This is a genomic window from Blastococcus deserti (assembly GCF_042682525.1).
Taxonomy (GTDB): Bacteria; Actinomycetota; Actinomycetes; order Mycobacteriales; family Geodermatophilaceae; genus Blastococcus_B; species Blastococcus_B deserti.
The window spans coordinates 361,124-379,742 of record NZ_JBHUHP010000001.1 but is presented as its reverse complement, the minus strand read 5'-3'; the positions used below and the strand labels follow the sequence as shown (position 1 = coordinate 379,742).

Genomic DNA, 18,619 nt, shown 5'->3' with positions numbered 1-18,619 from the left:
CTCCCCCGACGGCCGAAGTGGCCACTTCGGCCGTCGTCCTCACGAGTGGCCGAGGCGCTGCGACAGCGCCCGGAGCAGGTCCTGCGCGGCCTCCGCGATGACCGTGCCGGGCAGGAACACCGCCGCGGCGCCCATCTCCTTGAGGGTCGGGACGTCGTCGGGCGGGATGACGCCGCCGACGACGATCATCACGTCCTCGGCCCCCAGCTCGGCCAGCGCGTCCCGCAGCGCCGGCACGAGCGTCAGGTGGCCGGCGGCCAGCGACGAGACCCCGACGATGTGGACGTCGGCCTCGACCGCCTGCCGGGCGACCTCCTCCGGCGTCTGGAACAGCGGGCCCACGTCGACGTCGAAGCCGAGGTCGGCGAAGGCGGTGGCGATGACCTTCTGGCCGCGGTCGTGACCGTCCTGCCCCATCTTGGCGACGAGGATGCGCGGGCGGCGACCTTCCGCCTCCTCGAACGCCTCGGCCATGCGGCGGGTCTCCTCCATGGGCCCGGAAGCTCCTGCCTCGTCGCGGTACACACCGGAGATGGTGCGGACCTGGCCGGCGTGCCGTCCGTAGACCACCTCCAGGGCGTCGGAGATCTCCCCGACGGTGGCCTTGGCCCGGGCGGCGTCGACGGAGAGCTTGAGCAGGTTCGAGTCGAGGTCGCTCCCCCGCCGTCCCTCCGCGGCCGCCCGCGCGGCGTCGGTGAGCCGGCGCAGCGCGTCCTGGACGGCGCCGGCGTCGCGGGAGGCCCGCAGCTCCTCCAGTTTGGCCTTCTGCTGCGCCAGGACGTCGGCGTTGTCGACGCGGAGCACCTCGATCGCCTCGTCGGCGTCGACCCGGTACTTGTTGACGCCGATGACCGGCTGCCGGCCCGAGTCGATGCGGGCCTGGGTGCGGGCGGCGGCCTCCTCGATGCGCAGCTTCGGAATACCGTCGTCGATGGCCTGGGCCATGCCGCCGTGCTCGCCGACCTCCTGGATGTGCGCCCACGCCTGGCGGGCCAGGTCGTAGGTGAGCTTCTCCACGTAGGCCGAGCCGCCCCACGGGTCGATGACGCGCGTCGTCCCCGACTCCTGCTGCAGCAGCAGCTGGGTGTTGCGGGCGATCCGTGCGGAGAAGTCGGTGGGCAGCGCGAGCGCCTCGTCGAGGGCGTTGGTGTGCAGCGACTGGGTGTGCCCCTGGGTCGCGGCCATCGCCTCCAGGCAGGTGCGGACGACGTTGTTGTAGACGTCCTGCGCGGTCAGCGACCAGCCCGACGTCTGCGAGTGCGTGCGCAGCGCCAGCGACTTCGGGTTCTGCGCGCCGGCCTCCTTCACGAGCTTGGCCCAGAGCAGCCGGCCGGCCCGCAGCTTGGCGACCTCCATGAAGAAGTTCATCCCGATCGCCCAGAAGAACGACAGCCGCGGCGCGAACTTGTCGACGTCGATCCCGGCGTCCTTGCCGGCCTTCAGGTACTCCACGCCGTCGGCGAGGGTGTAGGCCAGCTCGAGGTCGGCGGTCGCCCCGGCCTCCTGGATGTGGTAGCCGGAGATCGAGATCGAGTTGAACCGCGGCATCTCGTGCGAGGTGAACGCGAAGATGTCGCTGATGATCTGCATCGAGGGCTTGGGCGGATAGATGTAGGTGTTCCGCACCATGAACTCTTTGAGGATGTCGTTCTGGATGGTCCCCGTGAGCTGGTCCGGCGCGACCCCCTGCTCCTCGGCCGCGACGATGTAGAGCGCCAGCACCGGCAGGACGGCGCCGTTCATGGTCATCGAGACGCTCATCCGGTCGAGCGGGATGCCGTCGAAGAGCTGCCGCATGTCGAGGATCGAGTCGATGGCGACACCCGCCATGCCGACGTCGCCGACGACGCGCGGGTGGTCGGAGTCGTAGCCGCGGTGGGTGGGCAGGTCGAACGCGACCGACAGGCCCTTCTGCCCCGCCGCCAGGTTCCGCCGGTAGAAGGCGTTGGACTCCGCCGCCGTCGAAAAGCCGGCGTACTGCCGGATCGTCCAGGGCTGGGTCGTGTACATGGTCGGGTAGGGCCCGCGCAGGTAGGGCGCGATACCGGGATAGGTGTCCAGGAAGTCCAGCCCGGCCAGGTCCTCCGGGGTGAACAGCGGCGGGACGGCGATGCCCTCCGGTGTCTCCCAGGTGGACTCCTCGACGCCCCGGCCGGTCGCCTCCTTGAACGCCTTGGCCCAGTCGTCGGCCGAGAACGTGGCCGCCGGACGGCTCAGCTCGACGGAACCGAAGTCGGGAATCCCGCTCATGCCTGACCTCCCAGGGGGTCGTCGTGGCCACTGTTGCCGAGCAGTTGGTCGTGCACGGTCCGCAGGACGCTCAAGGCGTCGCAGCCGGTGAAGACGTACCCGTCGACGCCGTCCACGGCGAGGTCGGGCTTGCCGGCGAGCCAGATCTGGGTCGCGCCGGCCCGGCGTAGCTCGTCCGCCAGCGCCGCGGCCTGCGACGCGTAGTCCCTGTCGGTGCCGCAGATGCAGGCCACCGTCGTCCCGGCGTCGGCGAAGCCGCTCGCGCCGTCCCCGGCGGGCGTCTCCAGCCCGCCGGCCTGGAACAGGTTGCCCGCGAACGTCGCGCGCGCGGTGTGCCGGGCGATCGGGCCGAGGGTGGCGAGATAGACCTTCGGCCGCTCGGGCGCGGCGTCGGCCGCGTCCCGCAGGGCCTCGTACTCCTGGGCGGCGCGCACCCGGGGCAGCCCGCCGGAGGGCTGGGCCAGCCGCGACGGCTCCCGCGACGGGAGCTTCTCCCCCAGGTTCGGGAACTCGCTGACGCCGGTGATCGCGTCGGTGCGGTGCGCCAGCCGCGTCGCCCGGTCCTGCCACGCGGCGGCGAGGCGGTCGCGGACCAGGCCGGAGTCCAGGGCCGCGGCCAGGCCCCCGGCCCGCTCGATCTCGGTGAACCAGTCCCACGCGGCCCGGGCCACCTGGTCGGTGAGCGACTCGACGTACCAGGAGCCGCCGGCCGGGTCGAGCACGCGGGCCAGGGAGCCCTCCTCGACCAGCAGGCTCTGCGTGTTGCGCGCGATCCGCCGGGAGAACGAGTCGGGCAGGCCCAGCGCGGCGTCGAAGGGCTGCACGGTGACGACGTCGGCGCCGCCCACCCCGGCGGCGAAGCAGGCCACCGTGGTGCGCAGCATGTTCACCCAGGGGTCGCGCTTCGTCGTCATCACCGAGGAGGTGACGGCGTGCTGGCGCTGGGCCCGGGCCTCCGGGGCGGCGCCGCTGACCTCGCCCACCCGGTCCCACAGCCGGCGGGCCGCGCGCAGGCCGGCGATCGTCGTGAACTGGTCCGCGCTCGCGCTGTAGCGGAACTCGAGCTGGCCGAAGGCCTCGTCGACGGACAGGCCCGGTCGCCCGTCCGCGGAGTCGGTGAGCGCCCGCAGGTAGGCGACGCCGGCGGCGAGGGAGCAGCCGATCTCCTCCACGACGGAGGCGCCGGCATCGGCGAAGACGGTGGCGTCGACGACGACCGTCCGCAGGCCGGCGTGCGCCGCGGCCCGGCGGGCGACGTCGGCCAGTCCGGTGAGGTCCTGCGGCTGCCCGGTCGCGGCGTGCAGCCCCAGCGGGTCGAGGCCCAGCGATCCGCCGGGCGCCAGTTCCCGGCCCTCGGCGAGGGCGAGGAACGCCTCGGCCGCCGGCAGCCCGCCCGAGACGCCCACCGGCGCCAGGTCGAGGTAGACGTCCGAGAGCACGTCGGCGAGCGAGTCGACCGGCACCGCGCCGTCGCCGACCGCAAGCCACAGCGAGGTCACGCCGTTCTCCAGGTCGGCCGCGATCGCCTCCTTGGTGACCGCGACGTCGGGATGCGCGTGCCGCTGACGGACGTCCCAGCCGGCGGGGGCCCCGCCCTGGGCGCCCCCGGCGGCGCTGACCTCGGCCGATCCGGCAGGACCGCCCCCCGGGCGCGCGCCCCGCACGAAGGGTGGCAGCCCCGGCACCCCGACGGCTCGCGGCAGGTCGCCGGCGTCCTCCGCGGTGTACAGCGGGGCGACGCGCACCCCCGTGGCGACGGTGCGGCTCAGCGCCTCCTCGACCGGGTCGGGCAGCTCCTCGCGGCCGGCCTTGCGCAGGACCCCGGCGACGAGCTCGCGCCACTGGTCCCGCGTGGCCGGCTCGAAGTCGGCCGCGAGAGCGAGGTCCCGCGGCACCGCGTGCTCGGCCGGCACCTCCGCATCGGCGCCCGCCGGTGCGTCAGCCTGATGGTCGGTGGAACTCATCGCCGGGTTCCCGCCTCTCGTCGAAGGCTCGTCGGGCAGAAGTGTCTCCGGGCGCCGGGCGCCGGGCACGCGGGGGTGGCTGCGCGCCGGAGGGTCGCGGCTCCGCGTCGGCCTCCAGCGCGTGCAGCGCGGTGCGGGCCAGGAGCCGGACGCCGACGCCGATCGCGCGCTCGTCGACGTCGAACGTGCCGCGGTGCAGGTCGAGGGGGGCGCCGCCCCCGTGCGTGCCGAGCCGGGCCAGGGCGATCGGCATGACGTCGGCGAACCAGCCGAAGTCCTCGCCCCCCATGGACTGCGGCGAGAGCTCGACGTGGTCGCTGCCGACCGTCTCCAGGGCGGCTGCCCGCATCAGCGCGACGGCGCGGGGGTCGTTGACCACCGGCGGCACCCCTCGGACGTAGTCGACGTCCACCTCGGCCCCGGTCGTGGCGGCGACGCGCTCCACCAGCGTGCGCATCAGGTCCTCGGCGGTCTTCCAGGCCTCCCGGTCGAGGACGCGCACGGTTCCCCGCAGCTGGCCGCGCTGGGGGATGGCGTTGGCGGCGATGCCGGCGTTCACCGCGCCCCACACCAGGGACATCCCGGCGCGGGGGTCGACCTGGCGGGAGAGCAGGCCGGGCAGGTCGGTGATGAGCCGGCCGAGGGCGTCGACGAGGTCGACGGTGAGCTGCGGGCGGGCGGTGTGCCCGCCTGGACCGGTCAGCGTGACGTCCATGCGGTCGCAGGCCGCGGTGATCGCGCCGGTGCGCAGCCCGATCCTCCCGGCGGGCACCGACGGGTCGCAGTGCAGCGCGAACGCGCGGGTCGCACCGTCGAGGAGGCCGGAGGCGACCACCTCCGTGGCGCCACCGGGCACCGTCTCCTCCGCCGGCTGGAACACCGCCCGGACCGTGCCGGGCAGGCCGTCCATCGACGCGAGGGCGACGAGCACGCCGAGGACGACGGTGGTGTGGACGTCGTGGCCGCAGGCGTGGCACATGCCCTCGCGGGTCGAGGCGTAGGGGACGTCCTTTAGGTCGGGCAGCGGCAGCGCGTCGATGTCGGCCCGGAGCACGACCGTCGGGTCGCCGGCCCCGACCTCGCAGACCAGCCCCGTGCCGGTGGGCAGCCGCCGCGGGGTGAGCCCGTGGGCACGCAGCCGCTGCTCGAGGAACGCGGTGGTCTCGAACTCGGCGAAGGCGAGCTCCGGGTGGGCGTGCAGGTGCCGGCGGGTGGCGACGAGCTGGGGGTGGTGCGCGGTCACCCAGTCGTCGACGGCCGCGCCCAGCTTCTCGACGACGGGCGTCATGCCGCGTGCCCTCCGGCGCAGTCGGCAGGCCCCGGCACCGGCCCGGTGGGGTGACCGGCCGGACCCGAGGAGGGGAGACCCTCGCGCATCTCGGTGACCAGGCTGTCCACGACCGCGCGCAGGTCGCCGCCGGTGGCCGCGGCCACGGCCCGCTGCCGCTGGTAGGAGGCCCCCACCGCGAGGATCCGCTCGACGTCGAGGAGCTCGGCCTCGCAGCCCAGCCGCTTCGCCGTCGGGGTGAGGTCCTCCACCAGGTCGATGATCGCCTGCCGCACCGGGCGGACGGTGCCCTTCTCGTCGACGACGATGTCGGCGTCGAGCCCGTAGCGGGCCGCCCGCCACTTGTTCTCCCGGAGCACCCAGTCGGCGGGACTGGGCAGCGTGTAGCCGCGGTCGAGCTGGCTGTCGAACTGCTCGACCAGGCACTGGGCCAGCGCGGCGACCGCGCCGACCTCGTCGAGGGTGGGCAGCCCGTCGCAGACCCGCAGCTCGACGGTGCCGAAATCGGGGTGCGGCCGGATGTCCCACCACACCTCGCGGACGCTCTCGATCGCGTTCGTGGAGATCAGCGTCTCCATGTAGGTCTCGAACTCGTCCCAGCCGGAGAGCTGGTAGGGCAGTCCCGCGGTCGGCATGCCCTCGAAGACCTTGGTCCGCGCCGAGGCCAGCCCGGTGTCGCAGGCGACCCAGAACGGCGAGGACGCCGACAGCGCCAGGAAGTGCGGCAGGTACTGGCACAGCGCGTTGACGACCGGGATCGCCTTCTCCGGCGCGCGGACGCCGACGTGCACGTGCACCCCGAAGATCTGCAGTCGCCGGGCCAGCCACTGCATCCGCTCCACCAGCTGGAGGTAGCGCTCCTTGGGCGAGATCAGCTGGCTCTGCCAGTCGGTGAACGGGTGGGTGCCGGCGCACATCAGGGCCAGCCCGCGGCGGTCGGCCGCGGCGCTCACCTCGGCGAGGGTGCCGGCGAGGTCGCCCTTGGCCTCGCCCACCGTGGTGCAGACGCCGGTGATGATCTCGATGGTCGACTGCAGCAGCTCGTGCTTGGCCTTGGGGTGCTCCCCGGCACCGTCGGGGCGGATCTCGTCGAGGATCTCGACGGCCCCGGCGGACAGCTCCCGGGTGTCCCGGTCGACGAGCTGCAGCTCCCACTCCACGCCCAGGCTGGCGCGCTCCGAGGACCGGAAGGGGATCCGCACGTCGGAAGTCTAGGTTCGATCACCCGTCCCCACCCCCTGACGGAGCACGGTCACTGCGGCCGGTGGGCGCGGACGGCGCTGTATCCCGGCCGGCCCGGGGTGCCTCCTCCCGACGTCGGCCTCGCCCGGCGCGCACCGGACGACAGCCACGGCACGGTCCATCTCCCGCAGGACCGGCTCACCCACCCGCCCTGTGCCTGCCGCAGCCCGGTTCGGTCCCGGTTCCGCGCCGACAGGAGGTTCCGCACATGTCCATCCGTCCCTCGCTGCACCGCGGCCGCGCCGCCGCGGTCACCGGCGTCGCCACCCTGCTCCTGGTCGGCTCCGGCGGCATCGCCACCGCCGACCCGCCGTCGCTGAACGTGGACCCGTGCGCCGCGAAGATCGCCGCCGCCGGGACCTGGCCCGGCACCATCGACGACGACGGCCACCGGGTCGTCTCCGACGGCTTCGACAGCTACCTGTCCCGGCAGCCGGAGTGCACGGCCGACCTCACCGATCGCTAGCGGAACGGCTTCCCGCGGCGCTGCGTTAGCGTCCGTGCGTGAGCCAGCTCCCCGGAACCGACCCCCACGCCCTCGCCGCCCTGGCGGCCGACGACCTCACCGCCGCCCTGGGCGGGCCGCACGACGTCGCGGTCGTCATGGGTTCGGGCTGGGCGCCGGCCGCCGACGCGTTCGGTCCCGCCGCGGCGGCTGTGGGGATCGGTGACCTGCCCGGGTTCGCCGCCCCCACGGCCGTGGGGCACGGCGGCGAGGTGCGCTCCGTGCGCGTCGGTGACCGGGGCGTCCTGCTCTTCCTCGGCCGGACCCACTTCTACGAGGGGCGCGGGGTCGACCCGGTCGTGCACGGGGTGCGCACCGCGGCGGCCGCGGGCGTGAGGACCGTCGTGCTCACGAACGCCGCCGGCGGGCTGGCCCCCGACCACCGGGTCGGGCAGGCGGTGGTCATCAGCGACCACCTGAACCTGACCGCGCGCTCGCCGCTGGTCGGCGCCACCTTCGTCGACCTCACCGACCTCTACTCCTCCCGGCTGCGGGCGCTGGCGCGCGAGCTCGACCCGACGCTCACCGAGGGGGTGTACGCCGCGCTGCCCGGGCCGCACTACGAGACGCCGGCCGAGATCCGGATGCTGCGGACGCTCGGCGCCGACCTGGTCGGCATGTCGACGGCGCTGGAGGCGATCGCCGCCCGGGCGGCCGGCCTGGAGGTCTTCGGGCTCTCGATGGTCACCAACGCCGCGGCCGGCATCACCGGCGAGAAGCTGGACCACGAGGAGGTGCTCGCCGCCGGCCGGGCCGCGGCGGGCCGGCTCGGGCGGTTCCTGGTCGACCTCATCGGGCGGATGCCGTGATCGCGGAGGCCGTGGACCTGGTCCTGGTCACGGGCGCCGCGGGCCGGATCGGCACGGTCCTGCGCGGCGGGCTGCCCGAGCGCGGCTGGGCGGTGCGCTGCCTCGACGTCGTGCCCGTCGGCGATCGCCGTCCCGGCGAGGAGCACGTCGTCGCCGACGTCACCGACCTCGCCGCCGTGGTCGAGGCCACGCGGGGGGTGTCGGCGGTCGTGCACCTGGCCGGTATCGCGGGGGAATCGACCTGGCCGGCCATCTCGCACGCGAACATCCACGGCACGTACTGCGCGCTGGAGGCCGCCCGCCGGGCGGGCGTGTCGCGCGTGGTCCTGGCCAGCAGCAACCACGCCACCGGGTACACGCCGCGGCCCGACGGCGGCCTGCTGCGCGAGGTCGACGCCCCGCCGCGGCCGGACACGTACTACGGCGTCTCCAAGGTCGCGATGGAGGCGCTCGGCTCCCTCTACGTGGACCGGTACGGGCTCGATGTCGTCTGCCTGCGGATCGGCAGCGCCTTCGCCGAGCCGACGACGACGCGGCAGCTGTCGACGTGGCTCTCCCCCGCCGACACCGTCTCCCTCGTGGACGCCGCGCTGACCGCGCCCTCGCCCGGGTTCTCCGTGGTGTGGGGCGTGTCGGCCAACACCCGCAACTGGTGGGACCTCACCGCCGCCCGGGCCCTGGGCTACCAGCCGGCCGACGACGCCGAGGTCTACGCCGCGGCGCTGATCGAGGCCCACGGCGAGCCGGACCCGGCCGATCCGGTGCACGCGCGGGTGGGCGGCGAGTACACCACTGACGCCTACGACGCCGAGAAGTTCGAGAAGCCGTGACCGGCGACCTGCTGGCCAGGGCCCGCGCGTGGGCCGACGCCGATCCGCACGAGGGCGACCGGGCCGAGATCGTGGCCCTGATCGAGTCGCAGGACGTCCAGGAGCTCGGCCGCCGGTTCGCCGGGCCGCTGACCTTCGGGACGGCGGGCCTGCGCGGGCCGCTGCGCGCCGGGCCGGCCGGGATGAACGCGGCCGTCGTCACCCGGGCGGCCGTCGGGCTGGGCGCGTGGCTGGCCGGTGCCGGCCACGCGGGTGGCGGCGTGGTCATCGGCTACGACGCCCGCCGCCGGTCCGACGAGTTCGCCCGGATCTCGGCGGAGGTCCTCTCCGCGGCCGGGTTCGCCGTGCAGGTGCTGCCGAGGGCGCTGCCCACGCCGGTGCTGGCGTTCGCGGTCCGGCACCTGGGCTGCGTGGCCGGGGTGATGGTGACCGCCAGCCACAACCCGCCCGACGACAACGGCTACAAGGTCTACCTCGGCGACGGTGCGCAGCTGGTGCCGCCGGCCGACCGCGAGATCGAGGCGGCGATCACCGCCGTCGGCCCAGCGCGGGAGGTGCCGCGCTCCGACGACTGGGGAACCCTCGGCGACGACGTGCAGGCCGACTACGTGGCCGCCGTCGTGGCGGCGCTCGAGCCGTCGGGGGTGCCCTCCCGCCGGAACCTCGTGGTGGCCTACACCGCCATGCACGGCGTGGGCGCGGAGACGACGCGGGCGGTGTTCGCCGCCGCGGGGCTCGCCGAGCCGGTGAGCGTGCCGGAACAGGACTCCCCCGACCCCGCGTTCCCGACGGTCGCCTTCCCCAACCCGGAGGAGCCGGGCGCGAACGACCTGCTCCAGGCGCTGGCGGAGCGGATCGGCGCCGACCTCGCGATCGCCGAGGACCCGGACGCCGACCGCTGCGCGGTGGTCTGCGATGGGCGGCAGCTGACCGGCGACGAGGTGGGCGCGCTGCTGGCCGACTGGCTGCTGCGCCGCGGCGTGCGGGGCACGTACGCGTCGTCGCTGGTCAGCGGCTCGCTGATGCACGCGATCGCGAGGGCGCACGGAGCTCCGTCGGCGGAGACGCCGACCGGGTTCAAGTGGATCATCCGGGCCGGCTTGCCCGAGGCACCGCTGGTGTTCGGCTACGAGGAGGCGCTGGGCTACGCCGTGGCGCCGTCGGTGGCGCGGGACAAGGACGGCATCTCCGCCGCGCTCGCCGTCGCTCTGCTGGCCGCGGAGCTGAAGGCCGGGGGCCGCACGCTGCTCGACCGGCTCGACGAGCTGGCGCACGAGCACGGGCTGTTCGTCACCGGCCAGCTGTCGGTGCGGGTCGAGGACCTGTCGGTCATCTCCGGCGCGATGGCCCGGCTGCGCGCGCAGCCCCCGTCGACCCTGCTCGGCCGGGACGTGACCTACGCCGACCTGGCGCTGGGGGACCCACCGGTCGACGCGGTGCGGCTGCTCGGCGACGGCGTCCGGGTGATCGTGCGGCCCAGCGGCACCGAGCCCAAGCTCAAGGCCTACCTCGAGACGGTCGTCCCGGTGCACGAGGACGCCGGCCTGATCGCCGCCCGCGGCCGCGGCGAGGACGAGCTCGACCAGCTCCGCGCGGAGATGTCGACGGCCCTGGGTCTGTAGTCCTCAGCTCTGTCAGCGGGCGCTCGACTCGTCTCGGACAGGGCCAGAAGTCGTCTCGGACAGGGCCAGAAGGAACTCAGGCGATGCGTCGAGGACGACACCAGACCGATTCTGCCGGTCGGAGGAGTGACCAGGGTTGGGGCTCCAGCGCGTCACCGGACGAGGGTGCCGGCCTGGGGGTCGTAACAGACCAGACCGTGCGCTGCTGCGAGCCGCCCGCAGACGGCGAGGACGGCACCGGCTCGGTCCTCTCGCAGGCTGAGGACAGCCACATCACCCACCGCGTCGTCCCACGGGGAGCCGGCCCACGGATCTCCCGACCGGGAGTCCGGGTCCTCAGCGACCTGGGCGGTGAGGTCGTCGAGGAAGGACTCGATCGCTGCACTGGGCGGCGCTTCCACCTGCTCCACCACCTGCACGTAGGCCTCGTGAAGGCTTGCCGCCTCTTCGGCATCGTGAGGCCGGCGACCACGCCAGACCACAAGATCGTAGGACATGTCAAGAGGCTCCGTCTGCGTGGACCGAAGCCCCGGACGCCGTCAACGCAGCCTCTTCAGGACCCGTAGCGCTTCCTTCCGTACCCGCCGGTCCCCGTGGTGGGTGCAGGTTTCGACGATGTCCCGGGCACGACGGTCGCGCAGCCGCCCAAGTGCGTTCAGCGCTCCGGTCAGCACCAAGGGGTCCTCCTCCTGCCGGACCACATCGAGAAGGGCGTCCACCACGCGTTCCTGGGGCACACCGCCGAGAGCCTGGACGAGGAACGCGCGAGCGTCAGCGTCGACACGACGATCGCGGGAGAGCTCCAGCAGGTCATCGGCGACGGATTCGTCGGCCACCACCTCCAAAGCATTGGCGATGTCGAAGACCACCATCGCGGACCGCTCACCGGGAGAGACCAACGTCCGCCGGAGCTCCTCGACCAGCGCCCGAGCAGCTTCCGGACCGGCCCAGGGCACCGTCAGCGCCCTGATGACGCTGCATTTGACGTCCGGATTGTCGATTCTCGGCAGCCAGCGGATCAGGAGCGGGATCGCCGCCCGATACTCGACTCCCTGGGCGAGCAGGTCCTCCGGGAACTCGACCGTGAAGCCCAGCTCGGCCAGTGCCGACGCCAAGGGTGCTGCGTCCACCCGGTTGCGTTGGACGATGCACTCATGCTCCATGTCCTGGGCGGCGATACGGGCCTGATAGTCCGGGTCCGCAGCCAGTTCTGCCATGAAGGTGTTCACGTCCTTGGCGTCCTCCGCCGGCACCTAGAACCTCACTAATCTGATGAGCCCGGAATTGACGGCAGCCTGGAGGGGCCCCGAGAGCTTCGTCGGGTTGGAACCCCCTCGCACGTGCAGCTCGAATCTGAAGTTGTTGCGTTGCGCATAGGCGACGTAGTCGCGCAACTGCTGCGTGTAGGCCTGGTAGTTGACGTTCTTGACCTCACCGATGACTCGCCCGGCTCGGTTGAGGATGTCCGGGATCCGAGTACGCCCGTTCACGACGATACGCGTGTTGCTCTGGATCACGCCCGCTCGTGAGAGGCCCTGCTGCCCGGCTCGAACGGGGCCCGCCCCACCAGCTCTGGCCGCGACCCTGGGGGCGCCACGCGCCGCCGCCTGCGCCGCAACACGGGCCAAGATGATGATGGCGGGAAGACACATCGGACAGCGGCCGTCCAGGTCGGTCGCGTTGACCGGATCCGCGTTCGTGTAGTCGTAATCGCTCGCGCTCCCCCCCTCGACCGGGTCCACCTCGATGAACCGGCCAAGGGCTGGCACGTATTGGCGGGCGCCCATCTGGATGGTCGCGATCGACCCCACGGATTCATACGGACGCTGGTGCTGCCCGAGCCAGGCGATGGCAAGATCGTCAGTACGCGTCATCGCGGCACCGTCGTCAGCGGCTCCCGTACCGATGCCTCCCGTGCCCGCATCTGCCACCTGGCCGAAGGGTTCGTAGATCAGCGGTCCCGAGCTGCGGTTCCCCTCACTGTCGGCGGTGACCATGACGTCGCCGTGGAGGTTCGGGTATGCCCAAGTGTCGGCTGCACTCGTCGCATCCGTCAGAACCACGCCTCCCGGCAATGCGTGGACTCGCTCGAGCAGAGTGTTGTTCTCGTCGAGTACGACCTCGGGGGTGTCGCCGTCGCTGGTGTAGGAGTAGCGGGTCGTGGTCGCCGTGCTCGCCCCCGCCCGCCGATGCGTGCGGCTCACGATGCGGTCGGTCGCGTCTCGGCCATAGGTCACCTCAGTGCCGTCGGTCAGCGTCGTCGAGGTGTGCCGGTCAGCGCTGTCATAGGCCAGCACCTGATCGGCCAGCCGCGTGGTATTGCCATGACCGTCGTAGGCAAGCGTCGCCGCGGTCCCACCTGCCGTCGTCAGGTCCGTGGCGATGACCGGATTCGTGTCCGGGGTCGCCCCTGCAGTCATCGTGGCGATGAGCCGGTCGGCCGCGTCATAGCAGTAGGTGGTGGAACGCGCTGGTCCCCCGTCGAGACTGTCGGTGGCTCGCATGCGATTGCTGTTCTTCCCCGCCTGCGCCACTGCCCCGGCCACACCACCACACGCGGTCGTGTCGGTGTAGTCGTAGGTGAGGGTGTGCCGCGGTATGGACGCCGCAACAAGACGCCCGGCCGCGTCGTAGGTGTACGACGACATCGCGGTCGTCGCGCCATCGGTGACGACGCTGCTGAGGACCTTGCCCTCCTGCGACCGGATCAGAGCCTCGGAGACAGACGCCTGCCCCTCCGGGAACGCCCACTCCAGCCCGGTCACTGCTCCCGCGCCGTCGCGGTCCGTGGCCACTAGGGAGCTGCCGTTCCCGGCCTTGCCGGCGCCCGAGGGATAGGAGACCGACGTGATCTCCCCAGCAGCGCCGTAGCTCGTGACCGCGAGGGTCAGACCGTCACGTTGGGTAGTCAGCGGACGTCCCGCTAGGTCGTAGGTCCATCCGAGCGTCGACTGCACTGCCCCGGTCAATGTCGTCGTCGAGGATGTCTGTCGCCCGGCCTGGTCGTAGCTGGTGGTGGTCGTGGTCCCCCAGACATCGGTGTAGACCACACCCCGCCCCAGCAGATCCACCTGCGCGGTGATCGTCCCGACTGCGTCGGTCACCGAGCTAACCAGCGGATCGCCGCCCACGGCATGGTCGTGGGTCACCGTGCGCGCCGCGGTCCCGCCGAACGCTGGGTGCTCGACCTTCGTCGCCCGGCCTCGAGCGTCGTAGCTCGTACAGGTCCAGCCCTCGGATCCACGCTTGAGGCCCGCAGCGCGCCCGCTGGCGTCGTAGACGTACTCCCAGACCAGCCGCTTGCCCTCGGAGTTGACCGGGCCGACGTTGGTCTTGAGCGCGCCGCCCTGTGGCGTTCCCGCCGGTACTCCGCATGTCGCGGCAGGCAGCCCCTCGCGGTCACCCCAGTAGGTGGAGGCGGTCTGCACCTCAGCATGCTCGGAGTCGTACCGCTGCGCCGGCAACGTCCAGGAGGATCGCTGCTGGTAGACGTTGTGGCGAGCCCCGGTGGCGAGCGCGAGACCACCAGGGTCGACGATCGTTGCCCGCGGCAACCCGGTCAGGTGGCCGCCGAACTCACCGGGCGCGTTGTACACCGTCGCGGTACGCACGGAAGGCGCCGCAGGGGCGGAGTCGTGTTCGGTCGTGCTCGTGACCAGTTCGATGTCGGAGCTGAGGAAGGAGCTCGGCACCGTCTCCCACGTGCTACCGCCCGGCGGCAGCCACTGGAAGTCGATCGAGGCCGCCCCGCTGAGCTCCTGGTAGTCCACCCGGAAGCTGTGCGTCCGCTTGGCCGGCACCGTGGCTGAACCGGCCTCTGCAGCGTTGGCGAATGTCGCAGGCCCGCGAGGCTGGGCCGCACCCGGTTGCCATGAATCCACGACGAGGGTGTCGTCGATCCACAGACGCACGCCGTCATCGGAGTAGAACCGGAACTGATAGGCGCCGACCTTGTCGAGGGTCAGGAGTCCGGTGAAGCGGCCCGACCAGTTGTCGATCGGCGTCTGGGGCGTGGCCGCCGCGTACCAGGGACTGGAGTCGCCCCAATTCCACTGTATGACGCCGCGGCCGTGCTCCACCTCGATGTCCTGATGAGTGAGCGTAGGCGGCCCGGAGAGCGTCGGGTTGGCCCAGAACTGCGCCCTGAACGGCCCCGCCGGCTGCCCGGTCGGGCCGGTATAGGTCTTGGAGGTGTGCGGCACGGTGGCCGCACAAGCCGATGTCGGGCGTCGGTCGGCGCCGAAGCACGACGCCGGGGCAGGCCCGTAGGTGTCGGTGACGAGATCGCGGTCGTTGTAGATGGTCGTGGACTTGCGGCCGGCACCGTCGGTCGTCGACAGGGGCTGGTCCTTGTGGTTCCACTCCGAACCCGTAGTCACGCCCGTGGCGTCGGTGCTCGTTAGCTGCCGCAGGGAGGCGTCGTAGGTGACCGTCCGGAAGTGCCCGTTCGGGCCTCCGGACGCATCGAGGCCCGCTACGTCGACGTGCGTCGTCCCACCGGTCTCGCCGGAGGCGGCGTAGGCGATGGAGCGACCCGGCCGCGGCGTTCCTGCCTGCCCGTCAGGAGCCGGCAAGGTCACGGCCTCGACGCGCCCACCGGCGGCGTACGCGATCTCCGTGGCGACCGGCGCCTCCGTGCTGCGAGAAGCGTCAGCTGCCAGCCAGTCATTGGCCATGGCGTCCCTGATCCGGGTCATGCGGCCCGCGGCGTTGTAGGCGAAGTCGGTGACCTCGGTGCCGGGGTCGACGATCCGGGCGAGCTGGGCGGTCATCACGTCGGAGCCGGTGTAGAAGAGCCGCGTGCTGGTGCCGTCGGGGTAGTTGATCGCGCACAGCAGGCCCGCCGGTGCCGCGCTGAGGCCAGCCGGGGCGACCGGGCATGCCGCGTCACCGCCGTACTTGAGCGTCATGACCCGGCCGGAGACGGGGTCCTCGACCTGCGTCACCTTGGCGCTGGAGCCGGCGTGGGTGTAGCGGTGCGCGGCCCGCTTCTGCTGGTCCGTGAGGCTGGTGACCGACTCCAGCCGACCGCTCGCGCCGAAGACGTAGGTCTGCCCGTCCTCGTCCAGGAGCGTCACCTGACCCTTGCCGTCCAGGGCGAGCGTGCCGTACTCACCCTCCGGGGCGGTGTAGCCGCCGACCGAGGTCCGGGTGTAGGTGTGGGCGCTTCCGGAGAGGTCGGTCAGGACGACGCTGCCCTCCTTGACGTCTGCGGAGGCGTACTGCCCCACATTGCCGGCGAGCGCCGCCGACGCCGTCCAGCCGGCGGGCAGCGTCTCGGGCGTCGTGGTCAGCCAGTCCGCCGGCACCATGAACGCCGCACCCGTGGGCGGCTGCGCCCAGAGGGAGAGCGAGGAACCCCCGCCGTTCTCGTAGTACTCGACCTTGAGCGGGTTGGCTGCCGCGGTCAGGTTGACGGCGTTGCCGTAGTTCGGGCCGCCGGCCTGGTCCGACCAGCGGTCCAGCACCAGGGTGTTGTTCACCCACACGCGGGCACCGTCGTCCTGGGTCACTCCGAATTTCCAGCCGGCCAGGGAGACCCCGGTCGGCGGCGTGAGGAAACCGGTCCACTGCACGAGGAAGCGGTCCATGGGCACGGCCGGACCGGGGGATCCCAGGCCCCAGTCGAAGGCGACCGCCGGGTCGGTGCGCACCATCACCGGCTCCTGCCCGGCGCCGATCTTCCAGTCCGGGCCGCCGATGTCGCTCAGGCCCGTCTCGTCGTAGTAGCGGCCGGTGAGGCCGCGCTTCGTCGGCGTCTGCGAGTTGTAGGCGAAGGTCAGGCCCATGGGTCCGGCGACCGTCGGGATCTGCGGCGAGCCGAAGGACAGCGACGCGTTGCCGTTGGCCAGGTTGACCATGACCGGCCCGACCGCCTCGGTCGGCGCGGGTCCGGCGTCACCGATGCGCAGGGCGACGCGGAGCGAGCGCACCCACGTCGGCGTCGTCGTGCTGATGCCGTCGTCGGTCAGAACCGTCCACGTGTACGTCACGCCGTCCTGCAGGCTGCCCGCGGGCGGGGTCCAGGTCGGTGTGGTCAGCCAGCCCGAGTTGAGCACCGAGCCGGTGCGCGCGTCGGAGCCGGTGGCCAGCCGGAACCAGTAGCGCGTGGTCTCCCCCGCCTGGGGGTTCATCACCTGTGCCGTCGAGAGCGTCGGCGTCGTGGTCGCGACGACCGCCTTGTCCTGTGGCACGGCCGTCGCAGCGTCCACCGCGGGTGGCGGGGTGTTGGTGACGAACGACCGGACCGGGCCCGGGACCACCGTCCCCGTGCCCCACCACCCGTCGTAGGAGTCCTTCACGTAGGCGCGCCAGTAGTACCGGACACCCGACCGCAGGTTCGCCGTCGCGGGCACGGTGACGTAATTGGCGTTCTGCCAGCCCGAGTTGTAGACGACGCCGGTCTCCCCGTCGGCCCCGGTGGCGACGCGGAAGTAGTACTGCATCGCGTCGTTGTTGGGGTCATGCCCCGTGGCCGCCAGCACCGGCATGGTGCCGGTCGTCCCGCCGTCCGCCGGAGCCGGGGGCGCCGGGTACGCGCTGACCGAGGGACGCTCGTTGTAGTCGATGTACATCCAGATGGAATAGGTCTTGTACGTGTACCAGCCCGGCGCCTCGGCGCCGCGGATGACCAGCCAGCCGCCGAGCTGCCAGTCGCGCACCCACTGGGCGAACCGCGCCGTCAGTCGGTCGTCGTTCGCCTGGGCCCAGTTGCCGGGTGGCCCGGAGCCGAAGTAGGCGAGCTCCTCACCGATGCTGTGGTAGTTGAACTGGGTAGCGTGGTTGACCCAGGTGTGCTCCCACGAGTTGGACCCGGAGTCCACTCGGACGTCGGCGAAGACGTCGAGGACCTGCCGTCCTCCGATGTCGTAGTTGAACTTCACGAGGGTGCGGTAGTAAGAGTCGCGGCCGGAGGACCGGCTGTTGCCGGCGCGGATGCCGCAGTTGATGCAGGAGTACCCGTCGCTCTTGTAGGCGCGCGTCTCCTGGATCCCCGATGCCGTGCGCAGCGGCGGGTCGACGATGACCGGGTAGACGCGGGCGGGGTCGGAGAGCCACGCCTTGTCCGGGCTGAGCTCGACCACCCAGCCGTCGGCGTCCTTGATCAGCTCGACGTCGACCATCGCCTCGGCCGGCTCCTGCTGGCCGGCCACACCGGAGGAGTCCCACATCACCGGTGCGGGGATGACGACCTGCTCGGTGCCCGAGCGGTCCGACACGATGATCTGCCCGTCGTCGCCCAGGACCGGCTCTCCACCGGTCACCGTCATGGGGAACCGCCAGGTCTGAGCCCCACGTGGCGCGCGGTGCAGGACCAGCTGCTCCTTCACCTCGCCGGTGTCGACCAGGTATTGGAGGTCGATGCCGGGCAGGGCGTTCGGGTAGGTGACCGTGGAACCGTTCCGTCGGGCGCGGGCGTTCGAGGCTCCTTCGAGGCTGAAGGCCACCGTCACGCCGTTGCGACGCACCGACACGAGCGTGCCAGCGTCGGCGTTGCGGGCGAAGCGCGGACGCAGCGAGTGCCGGTCCACGCGCCCGCCGATACGGGGGTCGTCCGCCACCTCCGTCTCGATCGGCACCCATTCGCCGTCCTCGATCTCGACGTTGACGGGGCTTCCGCTGAGGCGCTCGGTCCGGGTCCCGTCGGGGTTCTCGAAGATGTCGGAGTACTCCGTCCGATCGACCAGCTTGGATTCGCCCTCGACGAATCGCGTCGCCTCGGGCGTGGGTGCCGGACGACCGGCCTGCGGATCGGGCGGCAGCGGGACCTGCGGCTCCGGCGGGTCGGAGAAGTCGCCCTCCGGTAGCGCACCCGCCTTGGTGTTGGGCTCCGAGGACTCCAGCCCCGGCACGGGCGTTTCGCGGGGTTCGACCGCTTCGCTGCCCGCCGGTGGAGTCGCGGACGCCACCTCAACGGTGCCGACCACGACGGCCAGAGCGGTCAGGATCGAGATGACCGACCGTGTCGCCACACCCCGCCGCGCGCGCGTCGATCGGCTCATGCTGTCGCACCCCCGTCTCCAACCTCCGCGTCCACGGAGCAGGCGGCAGCAGACCAGTCGATCGGCCCTGACGAGACGACCGAGCAGCTGAACACACCCGTGTCGC

11 protein-coding genes are annotated in these 18,619 nt (G+C 72.4%); 4 read left to right on the top strand and 7 right to left on the bottom strand.

Translation table 11 applies throughout. The features are described from left to right. Positions 1–39: 39 nt before the first annotated feature. The 4 genes from scpA to ACFSHS_RS01885 are packed head-to-tail and all read right to left on the bottom strand — an operon-like array spanning position 40 to position 6,704. Positions 40–2,250 carry a methylmalonyl-CoA mutase gene (scpA, locus tag ACFSHS_RS01900; RefSeq protein WP_376871047.1) on the bottom strand — a complete coding sequence of 737 codons (2,211 nt, stop codon included), beginning with the start codon at positions 2,248–2,250 and terminating at the stop codon, positions 40–42. Then, positions 2,247–4,214 carry a methylmalonyl-CoA mutase subunit beta gene (locus ACFSHS_RS01895; protein ID WP_376871045.1) on the bottom strand — a complete coding sequence of 656 codons (1,968 nt, stop codon included), beginning with the start codon at positions 4,212–4,214 and terminating at the stop codon, positions 2,247–2,249. The genes scpA and ACFSHS_RS01895 overlap by 4 nt, the downstream gene beginning before the upstream one ends. After that, positions 4,189–5,502 (bottom strand): amidohydrolase, encoded by a 1,314-nt coding sequence (locus ACFSHS_RS01890; RefSeq protein WP_376871043.1) that lies wholly within the window; start codon positions 5,500–5,502, stop codon positions 4,189–4,191. The genes ACFSHS_RS01895 and ACFSHS_RS01890 overlap by 26 nt, the downstream gene beginning before the upstream one ends. Further along, on the bottom strand, positions 5,499–6,704 hold the full coding sequence (locus ACFSHS_RS01885; protein WP_376871040.1) for a glutamate--cysteine ligase: 1,206 nt from the start codon (positions 6,702–6,704) through the stop codon (positions 5,499–5,501). The genes ACFSHS_RS01890 and ACFSHS_RS01885 overlap by 4 nt, the downstream gene beginning before the upstream one ends. A gap of 248 nt (positions 6,705–6,952) precedes the next feature. Here ACFSHS_RS01885 and ACFSHS_RS01880 point away from each other — a divergent pair, with 248 nt between their 5' ends. Genes ACFSHS_RS01880 through ACFSHS_RS01865 form a run of 4 tightly spaced genes read left to right on the top strand, consistent with a single transcriptional unit; the run spans position 6,953 to position 10,510 of the window. Continuing rightward, positions 6,953–7,210, top strand: coding sequence for a hypothetical protein (locus ACFSHS_RS01880; protein WP_376871037.1), 258 nt, complete (start codon positions 6,953–6,955; stop codon positions 7,208–7,210). A gap of 38 nt (positions 7,211–7,248) precedes the next feature. Beyond that, positions 7,249–8,058: a purine-nucleoside phosphorylase gene (locus tag ACFSHS_RS01875; protein WP_376871034.1), complete on the top strand. Its 810-nt coding sequence runs from the start codon at positions 7,249–7,251 to the stop codon at positions 8,056–8,058. Continuing rightward, positions 8,055–8,888 (top strand): NAD-dependent epimerase/dehydratase family protein, encoded by an 834-nt coding sequence (locus tag ACFSHS_RS01870; protein ID WP_376871031.1) that lies wholly within the window; start codon positions 8,055–8,057, stop codon positions 8,886–8,888. Before ACFSHS_RS01875 ends, ACFSHS_RS01870 begins: the two co-directional genes overlap by 4 nt. After that, positions 8,885–10,510: a phospho-sugar mutase gene (locus ACFSHS_RS01865; RefSeq protein WP_376871028.1), complete on the top strand. Its 1,626-nt coding sequence runs from the start codon at positions 8,885–8,887 to the stop codon at positions 10,508–10,510. The genes ACFSHS_RS01870 and ACFSHS_RS01865 overlap by 4 nt, the downstream gene beginning before the upstream one ends. A 152-nt stretch (positions 10,511–10,662) precedes the next feature. Here ACFSHS_RS01865 and ACFSHS_RS01860 read toward each other — a convergent pair whose 3' ends face one another. The 3 genes from ACFSHS_RS01860 to ACFSHS_RS01850 form a co-directional block, all read right to left on the bottom strand. Further along, on the bottom strand, positions 10,663–10,929 hold the full coding sequence (locus ACFSHS_RS01860; RefSeq protein WP_376871025.1) for a hypothetical protein: 267 nt from the start codon (positions 10,927–10,929) through the stop codon (positions 10,663–10,665). 120 nt (positions 10,930–11,049) lie between these two features. Next, the gene (locus ACFSHS_RS01855) at positions 11,050–11,739 is read right to left on the bottom strand and encodes a HEAT repeat domain-containing protein (protein WP_376871022.1); all 690 of its coding nucleotides are present in this window, start codon (positions 11,737–11,739) and stop codon (positions 11,050–11,052) included. A gap of 24 nt (positions 11,740–11,763) precedes the next feature. Continuing rightward, entirely contained in the window at positions 11,764–18,513 is a 6,750-nt protein-coding gene (locus ACFSHS_RS01850) for a PA14 domain-containing protein (protein WP_376871019.1), read from the bottom strand. Positions 18,514–18,619: the final 106 nt, after the last annotated feature.

Coding starts and splice junctions, on each gene's coding strand:
- ACFSHS_RS01880 (WP_376871037.1), top strand. CDS start 6,953: ATGTCCATCCGTCCCTCGCTGCACCGCGGCCGCGCCGCCGCGGTCACC.
- ACFSHS_RS01890 (WP_376871043.1), bottom strand. CDS start 5,502: ATGACGCCCGTCGTCGAGAAGCTGGGCGCGGCCGTCGACGACTGGGTG.
- ACFSHS_RS01850 (WP_376871019.1), bottom strand. CDS start 18,513: ATGAGCCGATCGACGCGCGCGCGGCGGGGTGTGGCGACACGGTCGGTC.
- scpA (WP_376871047.1), bottom strand. CDS start 2,250: ATGAGCGGGATTCCCGACTTCGGTTCCGTCGAGCTGAGCCGTCCGGCG.
- ACFSHS_RS01895 (WP_376871045.1), bottom strand. CDS start 4,214: ATGAGTTCCACCGACCATCAGGCTGACGCACCGGCGGGCGCCGATGCG.